This window comes from Nonlabens agnitus (assembly GCF_002994045.1).
GTDB lineage: Bacteria > Bacteroidota > Bacteroidia > Flavobacteriales > Flavobacteriaceae > Nonlabens > Nonlabens agnitus.
The window spans coordinates 314,023-337,831 of sequence record NZ_MQUC01000003.1 but is presented as its reverse complement, the minus strand read 5'-3'; the positions used below and the strand labels follow the sequence as shown (position 1 = coordinate 337,831).

Below are 23,809 nucleotides of genomic sequence, written 5' to 3'. Positions count from 1 at the left end.
TATTTTGCAAATCTTACACCATATAATTTTTCAATATGACTGATAGCTCATGGCGTATTGAGACCAATCTCAAGCAGGTGATTTCCAGTGATCAGGCAAATCACTACCGTATCATCCCTGATCACATTGATCATGAAACAATTGTTTTTAAAACAGATCAAACCAATAAAGATCTAGAGAGAGAATTGTCCGTCGTTTTGAATCAACCCATTAGACTCATAGATGAAGATTCTACCACTGTAGATAAATTTCTTAGCGTCAATTACCGGCAGGCCAGTGATAATGCCATTAAACAATTTCATTTCAATGATGATTTTGTGGAAAAAATAATTCAATCTGCTAGAAGTCTCGAAAGCAGTGATATTCATCTCGAGCCTTATGAAAATAGATGCAGAATTAGATTTAGAATTGATGGTAAACTAAATGAACAATACATAGTAGACGTCAAAGAGTTTCCGATTATCATTAACAAACTTAAGATCAGAGCAGGACTGGATATTTCTGAAAAACGTCTTCCACAGGATGGAAGAATCACTATGAAACTTTATAGTAATGAGTTTGATATAAGAGTTTCTTCGTTACCAACACTTTATGGAGAAAAAATGGTTTTGAGGATTCTTAAAAAGGATGTGGATGATGTCTCTATTGATTCCTTGGGCTTCGGTGAAAATCAGTTGGTGCTTTACAAAGAGGCCATAAGAAAGCCCAATGGGATCGTACTGATTTCTGGACCTACAGGATCTGGAAAAACCACGACTTTGTACGCAACTCTAAAATTGTTAAACACGGGTCAGAATAATATTCTTACCATTGAGGACCCCATAGAATATACTCTAGCAGGTGTTAATCAGGTTCAACTAAAAGAAAATATAGGTTTAGATTTTAGCAGTACTATGAGAACATTTCTGAGACAAGATCCGGATATTATAATGGTTGGTGAAATTCGAGATCGTGAAACAGCAAATATGGCCATCAGGGCAGCATTAACTGGACACTTGGTACTTTCTACAATACACACAAATGACTCTTGGGCAACTATTTCCCGTTTAATTGATATGGGGGTTCCTGCTTTTTTAATTGCTAGCGTTCTCAACATAAGTGTGGCTCAAAGGCTCGTACGAAAATTATGTCCCTACTGCTGCAGAAAAATGCCTATTGAAGCCAATCTATTCCCAAAGAGTTTTGAAATACCTAAAGATCTGATCATTCATTACACAGCTCAGGGCTGTGACAGATGTCACCATACCGGATACACGGGAAGACAAGCTCTATATGAAGTTCTTGCTGTTTCAAAAGAGTTGACCGAAAAAATAAAATTGAATGAGCTTAACATACTTCAATATCTTGAGAAAAACTCTATTCCGACGTTAAAGGAAAATGCTGTTCGTTTGATTAAAAACGGAGTCACGTCGATTGAAGAAGCATATCCATTATTAATTGATTAGCGAGTCATGAAAGAAAGGTTTTTCTTAGTAATACTATTTATAAGTGCTTTTGGGTATTCTCAAGTTGAAAACATTGATAGAATAAATGCCATCGAGCAAAAATTAATCGCACTATCCTCGGAGGTTCCAGGACTTAATGAAAAAGTTAAAACCGATTTTGCAGTTAGGAATGTTTCGTTGGATAACTTTCTGCTGGCAGTAGCTGAAATAAACAATATCAACATCAATGTTTCCCAAGAACTAAGCAATTTATTTATAATCAACAATTTTAATGATGTAAATGCTTTGGACTTGATCGTATTTCTAAGTAAAGAGTACAGTCTAGATATTGATATTACCGGTAATATTTTATCAATATCTAAATATCAACCACCACAAGCGGTCATTGAAGAACGAATTATTCCTGTTAAATACGAACCTTTAGATAATACCATTTCTGTAGATGCTCAAAATGATGAATTATATAAAGTGTTTAAAACCATTACCGAAGTTAGCGGTAGAAACCTAGTTTTTGAACCAGCACTGCAAAACAAAAAGATAACAGTTTTTATCAATAATACTCCATTTGAGAACGCGATGAAACAGATTGCCATCGCAAATAATTTATTTGTAGAGAAGTCAGAAGATGGATTTTATTTATTTAGAAATATAACGAGTAATGGGAATCCTGAATCAAACAATATCGCTTATGAAGGTAGAAACTATAGCACTACCTCAAACAAAAGCTTTGAAGTCTTAGACCCTGTAAGGAAAATAATTAAGGTGGACTTAGTAGATGCTAATGTTGAGCGCGTCATACTACAACTTACTGAGGCATTAAATCTAGATACATTTATCGCAAGCCCGTTAAGCGAGGCTGGTACTGTTACTTTTTCTAGAAAGTCTATATCATTTGATGATTTTCTAGTTAAAATATTTGAGCAAAAAATAGTCTCAAGTCAAAACTCTGTCAATAATAGTAACAATCCACAAGCAGAAAATAGTGAACTCTTCTACACGTTTAAGAAAGAAAATAATGTTTACTACTTCGGTTTCAACAACCAACTTTCTACTAGAGAGGTTGCGGTGGTTCAAATGCAGCACAGGTCGATAGAATTGTTGTCAGACCCTTCTGGTGGTAATACAAATAGCTTCAATCGAAATAATAGTTTTAGTAATGCTTTTGGAAATAATCCATCCAACAATTTCTCTAACACGGCACAAAATAGAAATCAAAATAACAGAAGTGCCATAAACTCTAACATAGGAGAAACTTTCGGCGAATATGCAAATAAAGCGGAAGCTATAATAAGCATACTTCCAGATGAAGTAAAGAAAGGATTAGATATAAAGGTAGATTATGAGTTAAATAGCTTTTATGTCAATGGCACCAGTTCTAAAATTAATGTGTTTAAAGAGTTCATTTCAAAAATTGACAAACCTGTACCAGTTGTTTTAATCGAAGTGATGATTTTGGAGGTAAATCAATCCTCGATTGTGGAAACTGGTGTTAGTTGGGGAATAAACGATGCACCTACTACTACACAAGGAAGAATTTTTCCAGAAACTGATTTAAATATAGGAGCCAGTACATTGAATAGGGTTATCGGCGGTTTTGATGGATTTGGCTCTTTTAACCTCGGTAAGGTGATTCCCAACTTTTTTGTAACAATCAAAGCAATGGAAAGTAATGGCAATTTAAAGATTCGATCCACTCCAAAGCTTTCTACACTTAATGGACACAGAGCTACTTTTTCAAATGGAAATACTTCGTATTATACGATTACGGAACAAGCGATAATAGGAGCAGATAACCCAGTCACGCAAACTGTGGTAAATTTTGTGCCTATTGATGCCGAACTAGGGATAACTATTAAACCCTTGGTTTCGGGTGATGGCCAAGTGACTCTTGATATTTCTGTAATTCAATCTACCTTTGGAACTAGAATCTCTCAAAATGCCCCACCAGACATTAGTTCCAGAGAGTTCAGCTCAATTATAAGAGTAAAGGATCAAGACATTGTTATTTTGGGAGGTCTAGAAGAGCAAAGCTCTAATAATTCAGGTAGCGGTGTTCCCTTTTTAGCAAGAATACCCGTTATAAAATGGCTATTTAGTCAGCGCGTTAGAGAAGGTAGAAAAGCTAAGCTTACCGTCTTGATAAAACCTACCATCATTAAATGATAATCACCAAATTATTAAATTATCATTTTTACCACAATACCTATAATGGTATTGAAGTAAGCTCTATTAATGGAACTGATTATTATTATTTCACATCATTAAAAAAAAGTAAAGGAGAAATAAAGATAGTAGATCAATTTGAAGTTAGCTGCCTAAAGGAGCTAGAGGAGAAAATCGATAAAAACATACAGGCAAACTTAGTTCTAACAACCTCAAATATTCTTTATAAAGTTAGCACGGTACAAGAAAATGAAGAAAATCAAGTTTTAAGGAGGTCCTTTCCAGATATAGATGTAAGCCAATTCAACTATGAAATATCTACTGACCAGCATCAGTTTCATTTGAATATTATCAGAAAGGATCAAATTGATAACATTCTTAATAAATTGAGAGATCATAAGGTTACAATTATCAATCTTTCAATTGGATTTCGATTCCTACAGAATATCATTCCGTTCATGAAAGGTCAAACTTACCATACGTCGAGGGGTATACTAAGTATTGATGAGGAAAAACAACTCAATTTGACTCGTGGGTCCTCGACAAGTGACAATACCTCTCATGATATCAACGGTATAAATGTGAGTGATGCTTACCTAATGTCCTTCGCAGCTGCTTTACAAAGTATTATTCAAAATCCAAGCATCACGTGTAATTTAGATCAGTTGAACGACGAGCTGAAGAGTCAATTTCAACGATTTCGATTACGTAAAAGTTTATTTTTAGGGATGACAGTTACTACCTTTTTAATTCTTCTGATCAATTTTGTTCTGTACAGTACCTATTTTGATCAAACTGAAAAATTAAAACAAAAGTCAATAGACCATAATATTGAAGAAATGCAAATGTCAAAGTTGACCTCCAGTGTTCAAGCAAAAGAAGTGTTGATGTCTCTTGCGATGTCCAATGGAAGTTCTCAAACTTCAAAGCTACTGTACACAGCGCTATTAGAACTACCTAAATCTATTGAACTTAATGAACTAGTATACCAACCGTTAACAAAGATGGTTAAACCTACAGAGCGCATCCTTTATGAAAATAATACAATGACTATCAAAGGTTTCAGTGGGAACAATATGGATTTTACACGTTGGTACTCATTTTTAGAAAACTTGGAAGAGGTAAGTCAGGTAGAAGTTATTCAATACGGTTCGCAAAACTTGGAACAATCTGAATTCACCATAAAGATTAGTATCCATGAAAAAATATAAAAAGGAAGTTCTCCTAGTCTTATATTTTGTAATCTTAGTTTGGGCATGCTATAGCCTTGCCATTAAAAAAACAATGGATAAAAAAAACGAACTGAATGTTTTAAAATTAAACACTCAAAAATATGAGCAGATAAAGAACAGTCTACTCATGCTCCGTAAGAGGGAAAAGGATTATGATGCTATACTGCTGGAAAACAACATTGATGTAGCCACAACACGTAAAGGCTTATTAGAGATTTTAAATGGGATTCAAGATTCTGTTGGAGTACGTTTAGTGGCCTATGAAAAACCTCATACGTTTGAGGAAAATAATATTCGCACGAAAACGTATAGATTTATAGTAGAAGGGAATTTTAATGATATTAATAAGACGATTTATCTATTGGAGCAAAACGTACTCGTTGGTAGAGTAAGACATTTAAACTTTAAGGTTGAGAAAAATTATAAGGAGAACAATAAATACTTACAGGCAGAAATATTTATTAGTTATTCTGAACAAACCTTTTAAACATGCCTTTTTTCAGTATCTCGCTTTCGCGAAAGCGAAACCCCTAAAAATGGATGTTGACATAGTAATGTGACCCCTATCTCGATATCATATCCGTTCAATGCTTAATCAATTTAACCAAGTACACTGCTCAACTGAAACATAGGCAAGTACATAGAGATCAATATAACTCCTACGATCAAGCCAATAATTACTATAATTACTGGTTCTAGTACAGTCGATAATAGTTTTGACTTATGCTCCACCTCTACATTGAATTGCTCATTGAGCTTTTTAAATACATACTCATTCTGGTTGGTCTCTTCCGCAACGCCTACCATGGCTATCATCTTGCTACTAAAAATTTTGTGGGAGCTCATGCTCTTACTGATGGATGTTCCTCTCATCACTTCTTTCTCAATAGCATCTAGTGCCTCCTTTAAAGGGTGAAAATCAATCATTTTTTTCACCAAGTTGATGCTATTTACAAAAGGTACCTTAGCTATGGTTAGAAGTGAAAAGGCTTGGGTGAACTGTGATAAGTAGATCGTTTTGATGAGCGCACCTATATAGGGTATCCTGAGCAGAGCATTGTGCATAAATTTTTTATACCATACCTGTTTCAATAAAAACTTATTGAAAAAAAGGAGTCCAACCAGCAGCACTAATATCCAAAATCCATAAGCTCCTACAATTTCAGAAACTTCAATGATAAAATTGGTGATCCAGGGTAATTCAAGATCCTGCTGCTCAAAAATATCTTGAAACATGGGTACCACAAATTGCAGCATGAATAACACCACTAGCACGGCGGTCGATAATATGATACATGGGTATATCAATGCACCTATAAGCTGACGTCTTTGATTGTTTTTTCTGGTGTAGAAATCTGCCAACTGTTGTGCCACCTGATGTAAGGTACCCGTCTCCTCTCCTATTTGAATGGAGTAATATTCATATTCCGTAAAACTTTTGATTGGTTGTATCGCGTTGGAAAAACTCTTACCCAAAACTATAGAGGCAACTATGTCATGCACTATTCTTTTGTGGCTTTCTTTTTTGAATGATGTTCCAATCAAATCAAGTGCTTGTTTAAGTTGAATGCCAGCATTCAGCAATACTCCTAGCTCCGTATAGAATTCTTCCTTAACCTTATTATTAAAAACAGCTCCAAACAAGGCGATTTCTCGCTTCCAGATAGAGACCTTTTGAGTTTCTTTCTTGGTTGCAGTTGCTGTCTGAATGTTCTCAATCTTGAAACCCATTAATTGATTTTTCTTGTTGGATCATTCACTTTAAAAACAAAGAATTGAGCCTTATTCAGGCTATCCATAACCACTCTAATGGCATCTATCTCTCCTGCCTCTCGTTTCTCTCCATCGTAAAAAAATACTTTTTCAGAAATGGGTATATTTAAAGTCTGTTCTCCCATTATAATCTTGGATTCTGAAAATTGATAGTTAAGTGAATCAAGTGGATTTTTAAAAGTTAATACATCAGTGTTCTTATCGTAGGTAATGTTGTTAAACCGATTAAAATCAAGTTCTATAAGGGAATTGAATTGGCCTACCTCTCTTTTCTTATCGTAATTGGCCTGTATGGCAGTCATATGGGATTGTACTAAACGTAACGTAGAAAATGCCAATCCCACAACAATGGTAGTAAGAATCATTACCACGATAAGTTCAGCTAGCGTATATGCTGGAATTCTAGAGGTTAGTTTCATATCTCTTTTTCGTTGTTGATTGACCTGTATCTACATTACTGCCTTGAAACAGAACCACTTTCAATTCGTTCTCTTCCCTTGAAATTATCTCGATGTTCCAATCGTCCAGGGTTTCGGAATACGGTAAATTTATTTTTTTATGAAGATAGGAATATTCTAATTCCGTTAGTCGAGCATCGACAAGAACCGTATCCCTTTTAATGGAGTTACTGAATAGATTGTTCAAAATAAGACTGGCCAAAATAAAAATCACTACAATGAGCACCGTGGCTACCATAGTTTCCATAATCGTGGATGCCTTTATCTTTTTTAATACAACCATTTGGCAACTCCTTTTGTTTTGTTTTCTTCTACTACCATTCCTATAAACTCTTTCGGTAAACCCGACCGATCAATGGTAGCATTCAAAAGATGGTTTTGATAGGTAGATCCAAATTTCTCCAGTACAAACTTGTCTGCATATATGGTTCCATTAACTGTACCTTCTAACTGTAGGTTTTGAGAACAGTAGATTTCTCCTATTACGATGGCGTCTTCACGAATCAAAACTTGTGGTACTAAGTTGTTGTTTTGTTTGAAACCGTAATAGACAATGCTTCCCGCAACTTTAGTGTTCTTTCCTATATCTATGTAATTTTTGAAGGGCTCATCAGTCCTGGCCAAGGCCTGACGGTCGTAAACCACCAAGCTGGATGGGTAATTCAATTGTACTTGTTCACCTACAGCTATCTTTGAACTCGCAAAACATTGCACCGTGCCCTTAAAACCATCTTCAATTATTATCTCTGGGGCAATTAAAATTATATCCTCTACCTTAGATGCTTTAGATAGTACAATTTTGCTCTCAGAATATAGAATTACATTTCCTATCAACTCATTGGACTTGACATAAACATCTTCAGAACTAACGAGAGTCATTAAAGGATCGTGAAACGAATTTTTATAATCGATACCAGCCTCAAACACCGTCACTTGGTCTCCAGAAATTGGAAATTTAGAATCACAATAATCAACAATGAGCTGAATGAACTCTGGGCTTAAATCTGGAATACCTGACGTTGTTTGTTGTTTCCCCTGGATCAAAACCGTATTGTTATAATATTGATTATTAACTGTGGTTGATTTGACCCCTTGTTTGGGCAAATACACATCACCTACTATTCTTGTATTACCGGCTACTGATAGCGGCAACCCAGTATCATTCATATACAAAACAACGGATTTGTTTCCTATTTGCTTGGCTCCGATTAGCGCAATTTTACTAAAAGCCTTGTTTTTGATCTGCGCGCTAGAGGTAACTTTTTCTAGAAGACCCCAGTTTTCTGTAGATACACCCAATTGGCTACCTGAAATATTATAAAAAGATTCATTACTAGATCTAGTAGTCTTTTCAAAATCCAGCAAACTTCTCGTGATTCCTTTATCGGTAAGCCGTATGACCTCTCCCGATAAAACGTCCTGAAAGGCCAGCTTTTGATGAATATCAATAAATAACACAAAAGAAGCCAATAAAGTTGCTATAAGAACAATGACAACTAATGTAAATTGTAAGGCACCGGCATTTACTTTATTGAGGAGTCTCATTATAAGAAATGGTTTTTGTTCGGTTCTTATAACGCACAATAATAGTTTTATCGTTTGCCTTAGTCAGTCGTACACTATCCACCTCTTGGTTAAGTTTAAGTAGATGTTGCTTGCCATTGATCTTCACTACATAAATACTGTTGGTAGTGCCTGGACGTTTTAATATACCATCATAAGATACTCGCGGGAAGGAATCGTAAGGATTATCACCTGCAGGAACCGTGGTGATTGAAGTGAATTTAGCTTTTGGCTGCTCCTTTTTATAAACGATTCCCAAGAAAGGATCCTTCGGTAAATCTTTAATACTAAACGTATCTCGTTTCTTTAAGGTCACTTCATTAAAAGCGGTTGTTGCAACTGATTCGATTGGCGGCGGTAAGTCGCCTTTCATTCCTTGAACCACTTTATAGATAATAATGCCCCAGATAATGGCTACGGCAGCGAGTAGAATATAAGTCTTTGTTTTATTGGACTTCAAAACTTGTCGTCGTATAATTCGTTATGTACCCAAAATTTTCTGCTCTTATCCTCCATTCATAGGCTCCTACCATCAGCTCTTGACTAAAACTAGTAGTAGTCAATGTAGTATCTAAAACCACTTGGCGAGCACTATTAAAATTAGGCTCAGCTATTTGAAGATTGTAGGAGTCCGCACCTTCCAGTTCATCCCAAGAAAAGGTGATGGAACCTTCCATCAAAACCGCATTTTCACTAGGGGCTAGAATTTCAACCCGTTCATCCTCTATATCCTCTACCTCAATGATATCATCACAACTTGCAAAAACAAAAAAAACGAGTAACCATTTAAGTCTATTCATAATCAAAAATCATAAAGATCCACCTTTTTAATCGCTTTACGCGCTTTCGAATACGTGTTTTCTGGGCAAGGGTGTCTAGCATCTGACAGGTCCACTATTTTTAAATCGCTTTCTCTTTCTCCTTGCCAACAAAAAAATGAAGCGGAAAAGGCAAAAACAACCGCATTATTAAATAATACAGTACTCGTTAATTTGGAGTCGGTATAAAGGTGCAACCCGTAGGAATCAATACCCATTTTATATAAAAAAACCTCTTCAGCCTTTTGTATGGATCTAGTTTCTTCATCGCTAAAAACTACCGCGATTTCATCCACTACTTTAGATTTGTGATTCAGTTTCAAATACGCAACGACATTGCTGTTCTCTTCTCCATTAATAGCCTCGATAAGATCTAGTTTATCCTGAATTGACAAATAGATATAATTCGAGATTGATTGTACGCTGTCTTTCAATGTGGAATCTTGAGAAACGATAGATTGATTTGCTACCGCATTCTTATAATTCTTAAAAGCTTTTTTGTTAAACTCTATTGAGAAGGCGCTTAGTTTGATCCTGTTTTTATAATTAGGCACAGTCCTGACATTAATTAGGTTTTTAGAAACGGTGCTTTCAAAATCTATAATGCCTCCTAAAGAGATTGGTTCTTCAATTACGGTTAGGGCTTTGTTTCCAACCGCAATGGTTTTACAACCATTTAACAGGATACAAAGTATAATAGCAATGGCTGGAAAAATATTCTTCATTCATTTAATTTCTATCGCTTTCGCGAAAGCAAAATAATCAAATACTTTATACTTATAAAGAGCTAATATGATTAAATCTATTTTATAAAGGTCGAAATGGTTATTATATGGATTTCTTAATTATTAACTATTAAATCACTGATTTGAAAGATAATGTATATCCGTACTCATTATATTAAAATCAAAAATTTGCCTATCAATATTTCTAATTACTAACCAAGCTTAAAGTTTATTAATTTTACAGTAAAAATCTAACCATACGCTATAAGTTCCACTCAGGAAAATGAAGGTCCGTTGCTCACCTTCCTCCAATTAATTACTTTGATCTAATTCGAATTGGAAGTGCTCCAGAAAGAATGCGTTGCAAATGCGTGTAACTTTTAAAACTATACCAATTCATTCAAAATGAAAATTATAAGTAATGGTAAAATGATAGAAACTATTATGTATAAGAATGCAAAAGCTTTAAATGTAAAAGTTATTGAAAGACTTTTTCCAAATATTATAGACTGCCTCCCTTTAATTTGATATAAATAAAAATTAAAAAAGATCATTATGGCTATTAAAATTAATAAGAACTTCGGTAAATGAGTTAAAGGTTGATTAATAATAAAATAGATAATTATAAAAGCTAGAAATAAATTCCATGCTTGACTAACTGATATCAAAATTATAGGTAGATACTGTGGAGTATCGTCAGAACCCTTTTTCAAATTATAGAGAAACAGGAATAAACGATCATAAAAATTAATAATAAATTTCATAATATTTGGTTTATCATTTACTTAACAACATTTGTGTTACATTATGAGCTCTGCCAAAGCCATGCCTCATTCCACGATCATAGTATGTTTTTGAATGAACTCCGAAAAGAGCTCTATTGTACCACTCTTGCTTCACTAAATAATTTCCACCAAGATAGTAAGCTCCTTCAAATACTATCGGTCCTAATATAGGAATAGCATTTGAAGCTAATGACAATGAAGCTTTGGTTCCTTCAGCAGCAGCTTCTGCATAATTCCCTTTGGCAGCGTTGTCTGCTGTACTATAAAAATCTAATGCTGCAAATGCTACTCCCCCAACTTTTATACCTAGCTTTAAATTACTCCTTTTTAGAATGAGATCCTTATATCCACTTTTATATACGTTTCCCATTGCAGAGCTCGGAGTGCTATTGGAAAAGTTGATGTTGTATTTTGGATCGATTCTACCTATTAAAAAATCACTTTTGGTTAAATCCTTCATCGAGTTTTGTAAAATATCTGATCCAATCCCTCCAAAAAGAGATATTTCACCTGTATAGTTTTGGGATCTCGAATCACCTATAACTGTTATTCCATTATCATTGAAATAACTTTCACTCCACCATACTCCTTGATTGTTCATGGTAAAGGTGTAGCCATTTTCAGTATGTGTAGTACCTACTTCAACTCCTTCAGGGTTGGGACATTTTATGCACCTTCCATCAGGATCAATCATCGAAATTGGGTTATTACCCATCCCTAGATAAGGGCTAAAAAACTCGCCCGCAGGATCGGTTGTCAGCCACCTACCGATACGTGAGTCCCAAAGTCTAGCCTCAAATGCCTCCTTGCCGGTCTCTGGATCCCTTTCCTGTCCCTGGTAGGCGTAGCGGTAGTCACCAATGATATTGTCCGTGTTAGGCATGGCCATCCCAAAGGGATAGTAGTCCGTGGCGCTGGTAATGGCGGCATCCAGATCCTGCTTGAGGCTAAAGTTGTCGATGTATACCGTCGTGGGCTGTCCGTTGTCGATACTGCCACTCTTCTCAAAAGTAATGTGTACCCTGTTGTCACTGCCGGCCGTGGGCTGGTGGGTCACTTCAAAGCGTCCATCACGATCCAGTAGCGTATAGGTACGCTCCTGCCAGGGCTCTAGGCTACCATTCTTGTATTCCCAGATCATCATATAGGTAGCCTCTTGGTTGCCCCTATCAAAATCAAAAGAGACCGTAAAGGGCTTGGATGGATCAATATCAAAATCATGGGCACTGTAGTTCCACCGGTTGGTGATGGTGAGGTTGAGCCTGCCGCCATCGTTGGAAACACTGACTACCGGCGGGCCTTCTCCCCATCCTTCCGTGTCATACTCAAAGTCCTGGGTATCGTTTGCGGCTACACTGGTCGGCGAGCGGCGCACCACGGCTCTTACGTTGCCCAGGTGGTCAGTCAGCTGGTAGTGGGATGAGGCATCAGCCTTCCTATATATTCCCACGCGCCCACTGCCGTAGATAGGGTACTCCTTGGGTGTTCCATCCACGTAGATGGCCATCGGGCTGCCGCTGGCATCCCTGACGTACCACGTCCTTGTCTGTGCCACACCATTTTGAAAATGCTTGGTCTTCCATAGTCGGTGTCCACGGTCGTCATAGCCAAAGGTTACTGCTGGCAGGTTCGTAATTAGGTTGGTGATCTGCGTGACCAGCCCACTGGCGTTGTAGACATACCCTATCTTGTCCTGAAGGTTCTTGGTCAGCTGGCCTATGGAGTTGTAGTTGTAGTTGTTCACCGGTTGGCTGGCAAGATCGCCAACACCCCTATTACCCGCAGCATCCGCTACCCTATCCAGCTGGTTGGGCTTTCCAGTCTTATAGCTGTAGGTCAGGTTGTCCATGACATTGCTGCCGGATACCGTATTCTTGTTTCTCCTAAGACTCTGTATATTCCCATTGGCATCATAGGTAAGATTGTCCACCTTGTAGTCCGTCGCTGCTGCTCCAGCACTGTTGTATGTGGCCGACTCCAACCAGTTGTTGCGGTTGTAGCGGTAGCCGTATCTGGCCATGGGACGATTGCCCGTAGCGGTATTCCAGGCGATTCCCTTGATGTTCCCGTTGAACTGCTCCGCTCCGGAGCTGCCAAGTTGGGAGGAGAACGATCCCGATCTTAAATAATCGCTCGAGTTATAGTCGATACTCATCCCAAAGAAGTCGTTGGAATCGCCTCCAGGATCACTCGTACTGTTGAGTCCCGGGTGGTTGATCGACTTGAGCTGACCGTTCAGGTTATACACATAGTCGATCCCCTGCAGGCCGCCTCCGATCTCTGTGCGCTTCAGGGCGCCCGTCTCATAGTAGTCATAGAGCGCGTGCTCGGTAAAATTGACCCCATCCGTAGAGGTCTCCACCCGTGTCAGGCTGTAATCAATCGGGTGGTAGCTGTAACGGTGGATGAAGCGTTCGCTGGGTTGATGCTTCTGATAGTCCACCATGTTCACGCTTCCCGTAATGTCGTCGTAGGTATAGTCGATGGTCTTGAGCCCAAGACCCGGTATGTTCTGTAATATCCACTTCACGCGTCCATATACGTCGTAGCTGTAATAGGTGGTCGTATGGTCGTTGGAGCTCTTGGCCACATTACCGTCCAAAAAGGTGGGATTTCGGTAGTCTACATGAGCACCGATTCCCGCCAGCTCTCCAGCTGGAAGCTGGTCGTATACCGTGGCCTGCACTTCAATCTTGCTTCCAGAGGGAAGCGCGGTAGTATCTGGATCAGCTGTAGCAAAACGGCTGCTATTGATCACACCGCTCTCCACGGGCCTTCCCAACAGATCGTAATTCGTGTAGGAGAACTGGTTTACTGCCGCCTGCTTGCTGTTCTGCGAATAGCGTATCTGACCGTCTTCCCTATACTTGAAGTTCGAGGTGCCCTCGTCGGGACTGGTGGTCGATATAAGTTGGCCCATGGTGTCGTAGGTGTAGGTCGTCTCCAACCGGTCCAATGGCTGGGTGCTCTTGGTCAGCCTACCTATCTTGTCGTAGTAGTTCAGGCTGTAATCGTAATAGTTCTCCTTGTAGGTCACGCTTACCGTGCCCGTACCTACATTGGAGGCCTCGACCCGATAAAAACCATTGGGCAAGGAGGTCGTACTTATTGTCACCTGCTCTTCGGTAATCAGGTCAAAAACCCTGATCTGTACCCCTGGACCTTTGTTTACGGTAAATCCCGTGATGTTCTGTGGCACATGGATGTCCACAAAACCTTGTTCCCCAATTACTACCGTCGTGTTTCTAATAGTACCCAAACCACTTCTCGCAGCGGCCAAGGTCCTACCATCCGTGTCGGTAAAGACCACGCTCTCCTCACCGTGGACGTCTCGGCTCACCGTCTTGAGGATCTTCATGCCCTGCGAGGTGTTGTAGCTTGGATCACCAAAGGCTCCTTGCTGGGCTAGTTCTGCGCCCGCCTTCATCGTAAAGCTATATCCGTTCTTCCACTTACCACCCGTCTTGTTACCGCCCAGTACTCTTAGGGCTTTGCCCGGATTGAGTTTACTGTAAACCGTCCTACTAAAAGGGTAGTCCGTGATGTCCTGATAGGCCTCATTAGTGTTGTTTCCGCTATAATACCAGCCCAGTGAGAGCCCTTGCTCCCCAACGGGCTGCGGATTCTCGGGATCTGTCTCGAAGTCTGCCATATCATACTGCTCACCATTAGACTTTTTGATGAACCCTTCCTTGTACAAAAAGGTCTCCTCCCCATAGGCGGGTGCTCCCAGTGTCTGTAGTGCTGGACGTCCCTGACTGTCATATAAGGTCTGCGTTGCCCAAGTGGTATTGGTCTTGAAATCTAAAGTTAAGTTCTGTACAGGTTTCCCTAGATCGTCAAAATAGGACTTGGTCTTCCCAATGGGAAGCTCCGTGACATCATAGGTAGTCGTCTTGATCGTGTTCCAGGGCTCCTCGCCCACATCGCCTACGGGACAGCCCTGATTATCGGACTCTCCCGTATAGTTGGGACAGGAATCGTCGGCATTCAATACCCAATAGTTGTCATTGGGTGGGTTACAGGAGGTAACCGATATACTGGGATCACCCAGACCGTCCTGGTCGTAGTCTCTGTACCAAGTGTAGATAAAATTATCGCCGTCGCTGTCATTGCAATCATCAGCGTTATCTACATAACCTAGTGGAGGCGTACATGTAGGAGACGACGTTGGTGTCAAAAAATCCCCCTTGCCATCATCATCCGTATCGGCATACCAGATCCTTGGACCAGTGACGCTAGCAAGGTTGTCATTGCAGTCATTGTTGGTTAATGACCAATTGGGACCTGGTTGCATACAAGAGCGCTGGGAAAGCCCGCCAGAGCCCCCTACACCATCTTCATCATTGTCGTAGTACCACGTCTGTGCAATGCCTAATGTATTATTATTATCATCACAGTCTAGATTGTTGGTCACATAGCCACTATAGGTTTGGTTTGCACACAAGCGCAAAGGAATCATATCCTGACGATCTCCGTACCCATCACCATCGGCATCACGATAGTGATCAGCCATCTCCCAGCTCTCGCAGTCCCCCAGACCTCCTCCACCGCCAAATCCTGGATCTAAGATCGGTATTTGGGAGTATCCCAGCGTGCAGCTCAGTAGCAACACAAAAAAGAGGTAGTGGTTATTTTTGCTTTTCATGGTGTCGGTTTTTTGGTTGGCTCCGTATTGATTCATACGGGTCATTAATACTTATCGTTATTATGTTATGACATTTTATAAATCAGTTTATACTCATTTCTAATTAAACCTATCTACAGGGGATTCAAAACCAGGATTACTAGGATCGCCTCCATCAGGTATTAACACTGGACCGCCACCTCCTGGGTCTGTTGGGGGGCAGCCATCATTGTTGAAGTAGCTGCCCGACCACTCTTTGGTTACTCCTGTATCTACATTACGGATCGCTACCTTATAGAAGGTACTCTTGCAGGACTGGATGTTGAGCTGCAGGCACAAATCGGTCGTCCAGTTGCCGTAAACTAGATTAGAAGGATTACTGCTCTGAGCCCACTTGTACTGGTAGTTAGCAGTCTGTCCGCCACCGGTTAGAGGGGCTTCAACGCAGGCGTTGACTATACCTGACGGCTCTTTGACAGCCCTCAAAGGATTTCTCGGTGCTGGAGGACCCGTAAAGGTCATGCTGGCCTTGTAGCGGTAGTCCATCTCCTTGGCCAGCTTGAAGCCTCCAGCAACGGTACCATTGTCCGCCGTCTCCACATAGGTCCGCACCAGTCTTCCCGCATCATCATACTCATAGTGCGTCGCCATGTTATTCGCTCCCAAGATATAGCTCAGCTCTCCCCATTCGTTATACACATAGCTGCTCATGCTGGACCCCACCGGGTGCAGGCGGAAGTCGTCAAAATAGACCGTACCACTGGCCGATCTGACAAAAACCTCTGTCTGCCCTGAAAGATCAAAGTAGTGGTTCAGCTGTACCCAATCTCCTGCAAAGACCTTTTCTCCACTGAACTGGGTCAAGTTGCCACCCACGGATATACGTGCGTTCCCATGATTAGCCTTATGGGCCCAAACAGAGACACGGAAGCGCTTACTGGATTCAGTAGCCTTGAGTACCGGTCTCGGGTAACTCCGAAAGTTTTTGCTTCCCGTTCCCGCATTCTCCGAATACTTGCCCGTGTGCGCCTGGGCATCCTGGTGGTACCAGATATTCATATGACCGCCTACAAGGCCATTCGCCTCATCCTCGGCACCCGAGTAGTACTGCTCCGTATAGGCCGCATTGACCGTTGAGATCACCTTCTCGTAATTTTTATCGTACTTCGTCGAGGCATGGTTGCCATTAATGTCCCTGGCCTCCAATGGTGCCGAAAAATGGTTGTAAAGGGTCGTCTCCGAGGCCAGCTTCCAGTTGGAACCAGCCCCATGGGTGATCGCATGCACCGTATTGCCCTTACCATCGGTGGTATAGCCACCTAGTCCCCAGTTGAACCCGTCGTACTCTCCGGTAAAGTTCCGATTGGTGCCGTCATCGTTCAGCTGATAGGTACCATCAGCATTCAGCTGACCATCCCAGACGTAACTCTTGTGCTTTCTCCAGATCTTCTGCGCTGGATCGTTGGGTTGCTCATAGCTCGCATTGGGGTTACTTACAGGATACCTCCAATTATTGTTCCAGGTCGTGATATCCGCAGAGGTCAGCTTCCACGTACCGCCCACATCCAGATACGTCTTGCTCATCGCCTGCTGGCTCAACATATTCTTGTTCGTGATATCATCCACCTTGCTACCCATACCATAACCGCCCACTGGATTGTACTCAGCTATCTTATACGCAGATACAGACTCCGTCTTGAACCTATTACCACGGCTGTCTTCCGAAATAATAATGTCTGAAAGACCTGTCATTGGATTAAAGTGGTCAAACGTGGACTCAAAAGTATAACCACCAGAAATACTTTTGGTCGACTTCAATACATTGGGGTATTTGACCCTCGTAGAAGCATTGATGATCCATTTATCTTGTTGATTGCTATCCTCAAAATCCACTTCTTTATAAGTCTGGAATGACTCCTTAGTAGTTCCAAGGTTATCTGGCATTGAACCAGCTGCGTAGTATTCATTCAAGGTACTGTTCAGCAATTGCCCTTCTGTATTGTAGGAGCTTACCTCCAAAAGCTGCCCTATACTTGCCAAATTATCCCTGACCTCAAACTTGGATATCTCGATATCCTTATTACTTGAGTTATTATATGCCGCTGCAGAATAGGTCTCAAAAATCTCATAAAAATCACCAAATTTTACGGAAGTATTTGATTTTTCCTTCAAAATGTTAAACTTGTAACGAATAGTTCCCTGAGCGGATTCATTTATATCATAAGTAGTCATGGCAACATTATCGTACATGATTACGGGCGCCGGAAGTTCTGCGCTGTATGGAAGCTCTTTGGAAATACTAGGGGCATAAGGTAGATAACTTACGTAACCCACGCCATCCTCATTCCCGCCGTAAGAGTACTCAGTTTTATATACCTTATTACCCATTATAGTTGAGATGCTTTTAGCACGAACACCTGCACTGCTCAGACTTCTGTCCAACGTGTAACTGGCCTCAAGATGTAGCTCTTCTCCAATACCTTGATCAGGGACAAGTTTTCCCACACCGAACAAACTCTTAACCCGAAAACTATTATTTCCAAGAGATGAAATGACCTTTGCAATGCCGTCATACTTATGAGTCGTAATTTTTTCTCCGTATAAAAATCCTCCAATCGTAGCGGCTCTTTTCGTTCTACTGAACTTGGTATCTAAAACATCGTTGACCTGAACTCCGAAGTCAGTGTCAAACTTTACGGTGTAGTATAGATAGTCATCATAGCTCTCCAGCTCAATCTTATCAGCTTTTTTGTCATTTTGCGCTAAATTGAATTCAACTTCATGACCTACCACTGATATAAATTCGTGTGGCTCATAGTCAATATTTATACTACTGCCGGTTGGGGTAGTAATCGTGGCTAATGACCAGGCCTTGGGATTATTTCGATTATAACCCCAATCATTTTGATATATAGCTGTTCTATTGAATGGCCCATAGTTATAATTAAAGGTGTATGGTGGTATTACATTACTACCACCTTTACCATTGAAGGATACCTGACTTAGCATTGGTCGTACCCCGTTCTGAACATCCCCATAGCCAAACTGAATAACTTTTTCAGCCTTTTCAAGTAATTCAGTAGTGATATCTGAACTCATAACCACTTTATCATAATTGTTAATTGAAGGAATACCATATAAATGTTCATATCTCCAATAAATTGATGGCAAATCGGTTGAAGAAAGATTGTTCCTATTAATAGTAAAAATTTCCAAATCTTCATTTTTGAACAACACTATTTTATCAAGACCTAATTTATTTTGTCCCGGAATTCTAGTTTTCTGCGTGAAATCGTTACTATTTTGATCGCTACTCCAGTGATAAACGGAATTATAGGTCCATCCATCATTATTTACATTTCTTAATACTTTAGTGAATAGTGCAGTATGAGTCCTAGTCTTTATAGAGTTTAGGTAATAAAGCTCTTTAGTTCCCTCTACTCGTGTCTTGATTTCTGAATCCTCTTTACTAATAATATAGTCATCAACCGCAGGGGTTTTCCAAGCAAACGCTCCAGACCACTTGCCATATGTAAAAGAAACCCAAAAACCCAAGTCACCGTCGTTGGCTATTCCATCGTTATTGTTGTCATAATAATCTGGACCTGTAACTGCAGTCAAAAGCCAGTGTGTTGCAAAGGGTTCCCTTTGCTGCTTCTCAAAATAACTATCCATTTCTTGTTTAGGGCTTTCATCATTATTTTTAATGGCGCCAATGGTTCTCGTGAAAATCTCATTGTTGTAGACAGGTAAAGAATAATGGTAGGTCTTTCCGTCAACGCTTGTTATTTTGAAAGCTCCGATACCTTCTTTTACCATAAATGAACGGTCTAAATATCCATTATCCATTTCAGGTTTTAAAAAACCCTTATATTTCAAATTCTGATTAACAATTTCTTCGTTAGTGAAGTATTCAATATAATTAGCAGTTTTACGAGTAGGCTTAGATCCCATATCCACTCCACTAGAATTATCGTAGAAACTTTGTGCTGAATAAGTGTTTGGTGTTGATACACTAAAGGTGGCCTCGGTAACATCCGTATAACCTAAATGTGTGCTAATTTCATTATCCATGTAAAACTTAGGTTTTTGAGTAAACTTTAAATGATCAGGTAAGTTTGACGTACCTCCATCAACCAAATAAGTTATTTTGAACTTAGCATCTTCTGTTCCCTTAAAATCCTTGCTAGGTAATCCAAACAACGCGCCATTATCAAATAACCTAGACGACATATTTCCAGATAGTCCTTGTGCTTGAATGTTATATTTATCATAAGCAGGAAATAATAGGTTATTTAGTTTAATGTCAGTTGCATCAGAGAGAGTATTATTGGATATCACCACTTCCTGAACATCCATAGCGGCTTTTGTTGTAGATTCTGAATTTGTAGATATAGTACACTCACAATCCTCTTGTGATACAACTTCATACCTATAGTCTTGCGCATCTCCAATATTATTGAACTCCCTATCAGCACATTCATAATCACGACTTCCATATCGCGGTTCGCACGAAACATAATAAATTGTTATATCTGAAACTGGCTGAGATGCAAAAGATAATGGGCCGCTCATCAAGTCCACCTCATTTTTGCTCATGAAATACCTGACCTTCTGTTTCCCAAAAGAACCAGAGAACACACCTGCCGGTGTGGGTACTATTACTGGAATCATGTACCCACTAGTATTAACGGTATAATCACCCATACTTATGGAGTTTGCAAAAGAAATATTTATACCTACACCACCACCACCAACAGGTTTATTATTGTGATTTCTATTCATTATTCCACCAGAGATTCCTACCCCTGAGGATGACAAGCTAAAATCAAGTGAAACAAGGTTATTGCTTCCAGACTTAAAATCTACTCCTATAGAGTAGGTGCCACTTGATGAAGCCGATACATTAAACCCAGCACCATTATCATTGCTAATTCCTACATTCCCAGAAAAATCCCCACCAGATGACATACTCCCTCCCAGCGATAGCCCGCCTGAAGTTATACCGACACCAACCGACACACCGTTAGTTCCAGCTGAAACGGAACCACCAATCCTTCCCATACCTGCTATTTCAGCTCCATATCCAATGCTTACAGATCCAGAAAGACTCCTATTACTTCCCCAAGACAAATTAACGCCAGTGGAGACAGCTCCATTAGAATAACCTAGTGAAACTGAATAGAATTCTTCAGTATCACCCTCATCGTAGAAATATTCTTGTATTGCTGAGTGGTTATACTCATCAGGAAACCCGTTTACCGATCTATTGATGGCGCCTGGGTTTAAATTCCAGCCAAGCCCAACCCAGCTAGCCTCCTGATCCATAGCTATTCCCGCGTGATAAGACAAAGCAATAGGGTAGCCTCCTTCCGGAGAGGGAACGTTCAGAAGAGGCAACACATAGGAGAGGTCACCTGTAACTAAATTGACCATATCCGTAGCATCCACCGGTTCAAAACTTGCCGCTTCCGGTGCATTGGGGCCCTGTGCCATCGCGGTTGTGGTCATCGTTGCTATTAATAGAATTGTCGCTAATACCTTTTGTAATACTCCTCTCATCTAAATGATAGTTTTGGTTGGTTCTTGATTTTTACGGTCTCCATCTTGAAGCGTACCTCGCCTGTATACAGGTCCAGGTCCTCCACCGTGAAGTTGATCTCTTCGGTTTTTTCTATGGCCTCTCGTGGATACACAAACATGATATCGGTCGAGCGACTCATCCCGTACATCCGTGGATAGATAAAGTCGGTCATCTCTATGGTATCCCTTTCCTTGGTGAACAGGTGTACCTTGTCTCCCATCCCGAAGGCAAGCTGATTGACCATTTCTCCGAAGCGGCTGCGGTCTCCCGCCATGCTACTCAATAGCTCCTTGTCATTGGCTGACATGCTTAGATTGAAATATAGGTATGCCCCATATTTGCTTCTTAGGGAGTCTACTTTTTTGGGGTCTTTGTTTTCTCCTAGCTCCTGCTCCACCAACAGGTCCGTGGGTCGGTAGCGTAGGGAAAAATCGTAGCCCTTGACGTTCTTGCTCTGCAAATAGCCATTCTGCTCATCACTGATATATTCCGCCATTGCCTCTGGTGTATCAAAGGTGTTCGAGGTGCAGCCCACTAGGTAGGTACACAGGGTTATCGATAAAAGGCGAAAGGTAGTTGTATTCATGCGTGCGACTATTCCGTCTTGCTTCCCTCAAAGTCAGCATTAAGACCGACCAAAACTTCTTCGGTCAGGTCGGCAGCCTCATCTGCATACATGATATTACCACTGCCACTGGCTCCTAAAATGATGCGATAGCCATTGTCCTTGCCGTACTGCTTTACATAGTCATTGATATCGTTGATCACCGTCTGGGTGGCCTTCTGGTCCTCTTCCTGGATCTGCTTCTGGACGGCCTGTTGGTAGCTGTTGATCTGCTGCTGTTTATTGCCCAATAGCTCTTGTTTGAGCTCCAGTTCCTTGGCACTCATGGAAGAGCGTTCTTTCTCATAGACCTTGAGCTCCTTCTGCCAGTCGGCTACCAAGCTGTCTACATTAGCATTTAGAGTCTTAGCCTTGGCCTCAAAATCGGCACGAACCACCTTGGTGCGCTTATAGCCATCAAGCAGCTTATTAACATCCACAAAGACTTGCTCGGATGTGCTGAAAGGGTAAAAAAAGGAGACAATGGAAAGAATCAGCGCCAAAATGGCGAGCGGTAAGGTAGTCTTATTCATGAAGATTGATTAGCGTCCTGTAATTAAAAGCCTACAATATCATTCACAAACCCATATTATCAAAATTTTTACTTAATTTAAGTCAATGAAATTTATATTCCATCGATTAAATGCGTTTTATAGAGGTGATTATATCCTATCCATAAACCTTTCTTCATTCATTAGAACCTACTATATAGCGCTTAAAAGAAACTTTCGTCATTAAACTTATGATACCTGATATTCACTACTAAAACCCAAAATTACTGCTAGCAGCGACTCAACAATAAAGTAAACCATCCCAACCTCGGTCAGCAGGCCATCAGGCTGCTAAATAGTTTACTAAAACAGTAAAAAACAAACATTTATGAGGCAGGGTCTGCAACTGTGTTTTCAATTTATCAAGCATCGTTAAATGCTTCGCGATTAATGGTAAAAACCTTGGTGATTCAGTACAATTACAGTTTCATTAGAAATACCGCAACCCTACATATCTCGTACAGTCACGTCATAAGTTCCAGTATCCAATTCATCAAAAAGATTTGGTCGCTGAAAGCTCTATACATCAATTGAGTATTCAAAGCTACCTAGCGAATTCAAAAAAGACCTCTGTAGAATTACTATTTTGAAAAAAATCATATACATCGATCCGCTCAATCTCAGGAACTTTCAATTGTACCAAAATAAATCAACAAAGGTTTCACGAATAACCTTGGTATACTCATTTTCGACAATAACTGAATAACTTCTTGACAATATGATGCTCACTTGATTTGTCGTCACTCCGGTGGACGTTTCATTAAGATCATTATTACTCCCCAAGTCAATCTCTATACTTTTTTGGATAATTACATAGTAGCCATTCATATTCAAATACTAAAATTGGCTTAGAACTATCTCTTCCTGGAATGGAGTGGTATCTCATACTGGTTTTCTAGAGGAGAAGTTTTGAGTCCGTACAAAAATCTCTCTTGAATAATCAGTTACCATTAATCCAGAGACTACTTCATAGTTGCCTTCATTTGCATTTTTTATTTTAAGTAACAAAAGACTAGAATATTCACAATAATCAGCTCAGCGCTGTGTCGCTCCTTACACGGTAAGGACGCAGCCTGATGCTTTAGACCGTCAGTAAAGTTGATGGTTTTGCTTTGCTTGAGTGGCGCCATGAGGTCTTGCATACGGCAAGCTGACCGAGATAGCTGCTTGGATGGCTTCATCTCACGACTTATCGTCAATAAGCAAACTCCAAACGCAGTGATTTTGATCGGTTGTAAACCATCTTAAGAAAAGCCTCGATCAGTTATCTTTTGCGAAGGCAAATGCTGTATATTTTTTCACAACACAATTCAGTAATTGGTCGATCCTTTGGGATTAGCTCAAAGTGATTTATTATGTTCTGCGATAACTAGTTGAGCTTAGATGCTTCTACTTGACGTAATTTCACAAAAAAATTCTCAGCAACAAGTCTGAAATAATTGTCCTTACATTTTATTTTGATACGCTTTCGCGAAAAAGTA

15 protein-coding genes are annotated in these 23,809 nt (G+C 40.1%); 4 read left to right on the top strand and 11 right to left on the bottom strand.

The window, feature by feature from the left end; translation table 11 throughout:
- The first annotated feature begins 35 nt into the window (after window positions 1–35).
- From BST86_RS01725 to BST86_RS01710, 4 genes are read left to right on the top strand one after another with little or no spacing between them, the layout of a single operon-like run.
- On the top strand, window positions 36–1,445 hold the full coding sequence (locus BST86_RS01725; RefSeq protein WP_105981752.1) for a GspE/PulE family protein: 1,410 nt from the start codon (window positions 36–38) through the stop codon (window positions 1,443–1,445).
- 6 nt (window positions 1,446–1,451) lie between these two features.
- Complete coding sequence (locus BST86_RS01720; protein ID WP_105981751.1) at window positions 1,452–3,608, top strand: type II secretion system protein GspD; 2,157 nt, start codon at window positions 1,452–1,454, stop codon at window positions 3,606–3,608.
- Window positions 3,605–4,819: a hypothetical protein gene (locus BST86_RS01715; protein WP_105981750.1), complete on the top strand. Its 1,215-nt coding sequence runs from the start codon at window positions 3,605–3,607 to the stop codon at window positions 4,817–4,819. The genes BST86_RS01720 and BST86_RS01715 overlap by 4 nt, the downstream gene beginning before the upstream one ends.
- Window positions 4,806–5,327: a hypothetical protein gene (locus tag BST86_RS01710; RefSeq protein WP_105981749.1), complete on the top strand. Its 522-nt coding sequence runs from the start codon at window positions 4,806–4,808 to the stop codon at window positions 5,325–5,327. The genes BST86_RS01715 and BST86_RS01710 overlap by 14 nt, the downstream gene beginning before the upstream one ends.
- Window positions 5,328–5,440: 113 nt before the next feature.
- On the opposite strand, the gene BST86_RS01705 is transcribed toward BST86_RS01710, so the two are convergent.
- The 11 genes from BST86_RS01705 to BST86_RS01650 form a co-directional block, all read right to left on the bottom strand.
- On the bottom strand, window positions 5,441–6,571 hold the full coding sequence (locus BST86_RS01705; protein WP_105981748.1) for a type II secretion system F family protein: 1,131 nt from the start codon (window positions 6,569–6,571) through the stop codon (window positions 5,441–5,443).
- Entirely contained in the window at window positions 6,571–7,032 is a 462-nt protein-coding gene (locus BST86_RS01700; protein ID WP_146126687.1) for a hypothetical protein, read from the bottom strand. Before BST86_RS01700 ends, BST86_RS01705 begins: the two co-directional genes overlap by 1 nt.
- Window positions 7,016–7,318 carry a hypothetical protein gene (locus BST86_RS01695; RefSeq protein ID WP_146126686.1) on the bottom strand — a complete coding sequence of 101 codons (303 nt, stop codon included), beginning with the start codon at window positions 7,316–7,318 and terminating at the stop codon, window positions 7,016–7,018. Before BST86_RS01695 ends, BST86_RS01700 begins: the two co-directional genes overlap by 17 nt.
- Window positions 7,319–7,341: 23 nt before the next feature.
- Window positions 7,342–8,616 (bottom strand): hypothetical protein, encoded by a 1,275-nt coding sequence (locus tag BST86_RS01690; protein WP_105981745.1) that lies wholly within the window; start codon window positions 8,614–8,616, stop codon window positions 7,342–7,344.
- Window positions 8,600–9,094 (bottom strand): hypothetical protein, encoded by a 495-nt coding sequence (locus BST86_RS01685; RefSeq protein ID WP_105981744.1) that lies wholly within the window; start codon window positions 9,092–9,094, stop codon window positions 8,600–8,602. Before BST86_RS01685 ends, BST86_RS01690 begins: the two co-directional genes overlap by 17 nt.
- Entirely contained in the window at window positions 9,081–9,434 is a 354-nt protein-coding gene (locus BST86_RS01680; protein ID WP_105981743.1) for a hypothetical protein, read from the bottom strand. Before BST86_RS01680 ends, BST86_RS01685 begins: the two co-directional genes overlap by 14 nt.
- 2 nt (window positions 9,435–9,436) lie before the next feature.
- Window positions 9,437–10,177 (bottom strand): hypothetical protein, encoded by a 741-nt coding sequence (locus BST86_RS01675; RefSeq protein WP_105981742.1) that lies wholly within the window; start codon window positions 10,175–10,177, stop codon window positions 9,437–9,439.
- A 777-nt stretch (window positions 10,178–10,954) separates the two neighbouring features.
- A complete protein-coding gene (locus BST86_RS01665) occupies window positions 10,955–15,610 on the bottom strand; it encodes an RHS repeat-associated core domain-containing protein (protein WP_172443295.1) in 4,656 nt (1,551 codons plus the stop codon).
- Between the two features lie 99 nt (window positions 15,611–15,709).
- The gene (locus tag BST86_RS01660) at window positions 15,710–20,560 is read right to left on the bottom strand and encodes a hypothetical protein (protein ID WP_146126685.1); all 4,851 of its coding nucleotides are present in this window, start codon (window positions 20,558–20,560) and stop codon (window positions 15,710–15,712) included.
- A 587-nt stretch (window positions 20,561–21,147) separates the two neighbouring features.
- Window positions 21,148–21,480, bottom strand: coding sequence for a hypothetical protein (locus tag BST86_RS15005; RefSeq protein WP_242446438.1), 333 nt, complete (start codon window positions 21,478–21,480; stop codon window positions 21,148–21,150).
- Window positions 21,481–21,767: 287 nt separating this feature from the next.
- Entirely contained in the window at window positions 21,768–22,217 is a 450-nt protein-coding gene (locus tag BST86_RS01650) for an OmpH/Skp family outer membrane protein (RefSeq protein WP_242446437.1), read from the bottom strand.
- Window positions 22,218–23,809 lie beyond the last annotated feature (1,592 nt).

What these genes read in the sequence shown, in the direction of transcription:
- BST86_RS01710 (WP_105981749.1), top strand. Translation starts at nt 4,806, where the DNA reads ATGAAAAAATATAAAAAGGAAGTTCTCCTAGTCTTATATTTTGTAATC.
- BST86_RS01665 (WP_172443295.1), bottom strand. Translation starts at nt 15,610, where the DNA reads ATGAAAAGCAAAAATAACCACTACCTCTTTTTTGTGTTGCTACTGAGC.
- BST86_RS15005 (WP_242446438.1), bottom strand. Translation starts at nt 21,480, where the DNA reads ATGTCAGCCAATGACAAGGAGCTATTGAGTAGCATGGCGGGAGACCGC.
- BST86_RS01690 (WP_105981745.1), bottom strand. Translation starts at nt 8,616, where the DNA reads ATGAGACTCCTCAATAAAGTAAATGCCGGTGCCTTACAATTTACATTA.
- BST86_RS01660 (WP_146126685.1), bottom strand. Translation starts at nt 20,560, where the DNA reads ATGTCATCTGGTGGGGATTTTTCTGGGAATGTAGGAATTAGCAATGAT.
- BST86_RS01680 (WP_105981743.1), bottom strand. Translation starts at nt 9,434, where the DNA reads ATGAATAGACTTAAATGGTTACTCGTTTTTTTTGTTTTTGCAAGTTGT.
- BST86_RS01675 (WP_105981742.1), bottom strand. Translation starts at nt 10,177, where the DNA reads ATGAAGAATATTTTTCCAGCCATTGCTATTATACTTTGTATCCTGTTA.
- BST86_RS01715 (WP_105981750.1), top strand. Translation starts at nt 3,605, where the DNA reads ATGATAATCACCAAATTATTAAATTATCATTTTTACCACAATACCTAT.
- BST86_RS01705 (WP_105981748.1), bottom strand. Translation starts at nt 6,571, where the DNA reads ATGGGTTTCAAGATTGAGAACATTCAGACAGCAACTGCAACCAAGAAA.
- BST86_RS01725 (WP_105981752.1), top strand. Translation starts at nt 36, where the DNA reads ATGACTGATAGCTCATGGCGTATTGAGACCAATCTCAAGCAGGTGATT.
- BST86_RS01695 (WP_146126686.1), bottom strand. Translation starts at nt 7,318, where the DNA reads ATGGAAACTATGGTAGCCACGGTGCTCATTGTAGTGATTTTTATTTTG.
- BST86_RS01700 (WP_146126687.1), bottom strand. Translation starts at nt 7,032, where the DNA reads ATGAAACTAACCTCTAGAATTCCAGCATATACGCTAGCTGAACTTATC.
- BST86_RS01720 (WP_105981751.1), top strand. Translation starts at nt 1,452, where the DNA reads ATGAAAGAAAGGTTTTTCTTAGTAATACTATTTATAAGTGCTTTTGGG.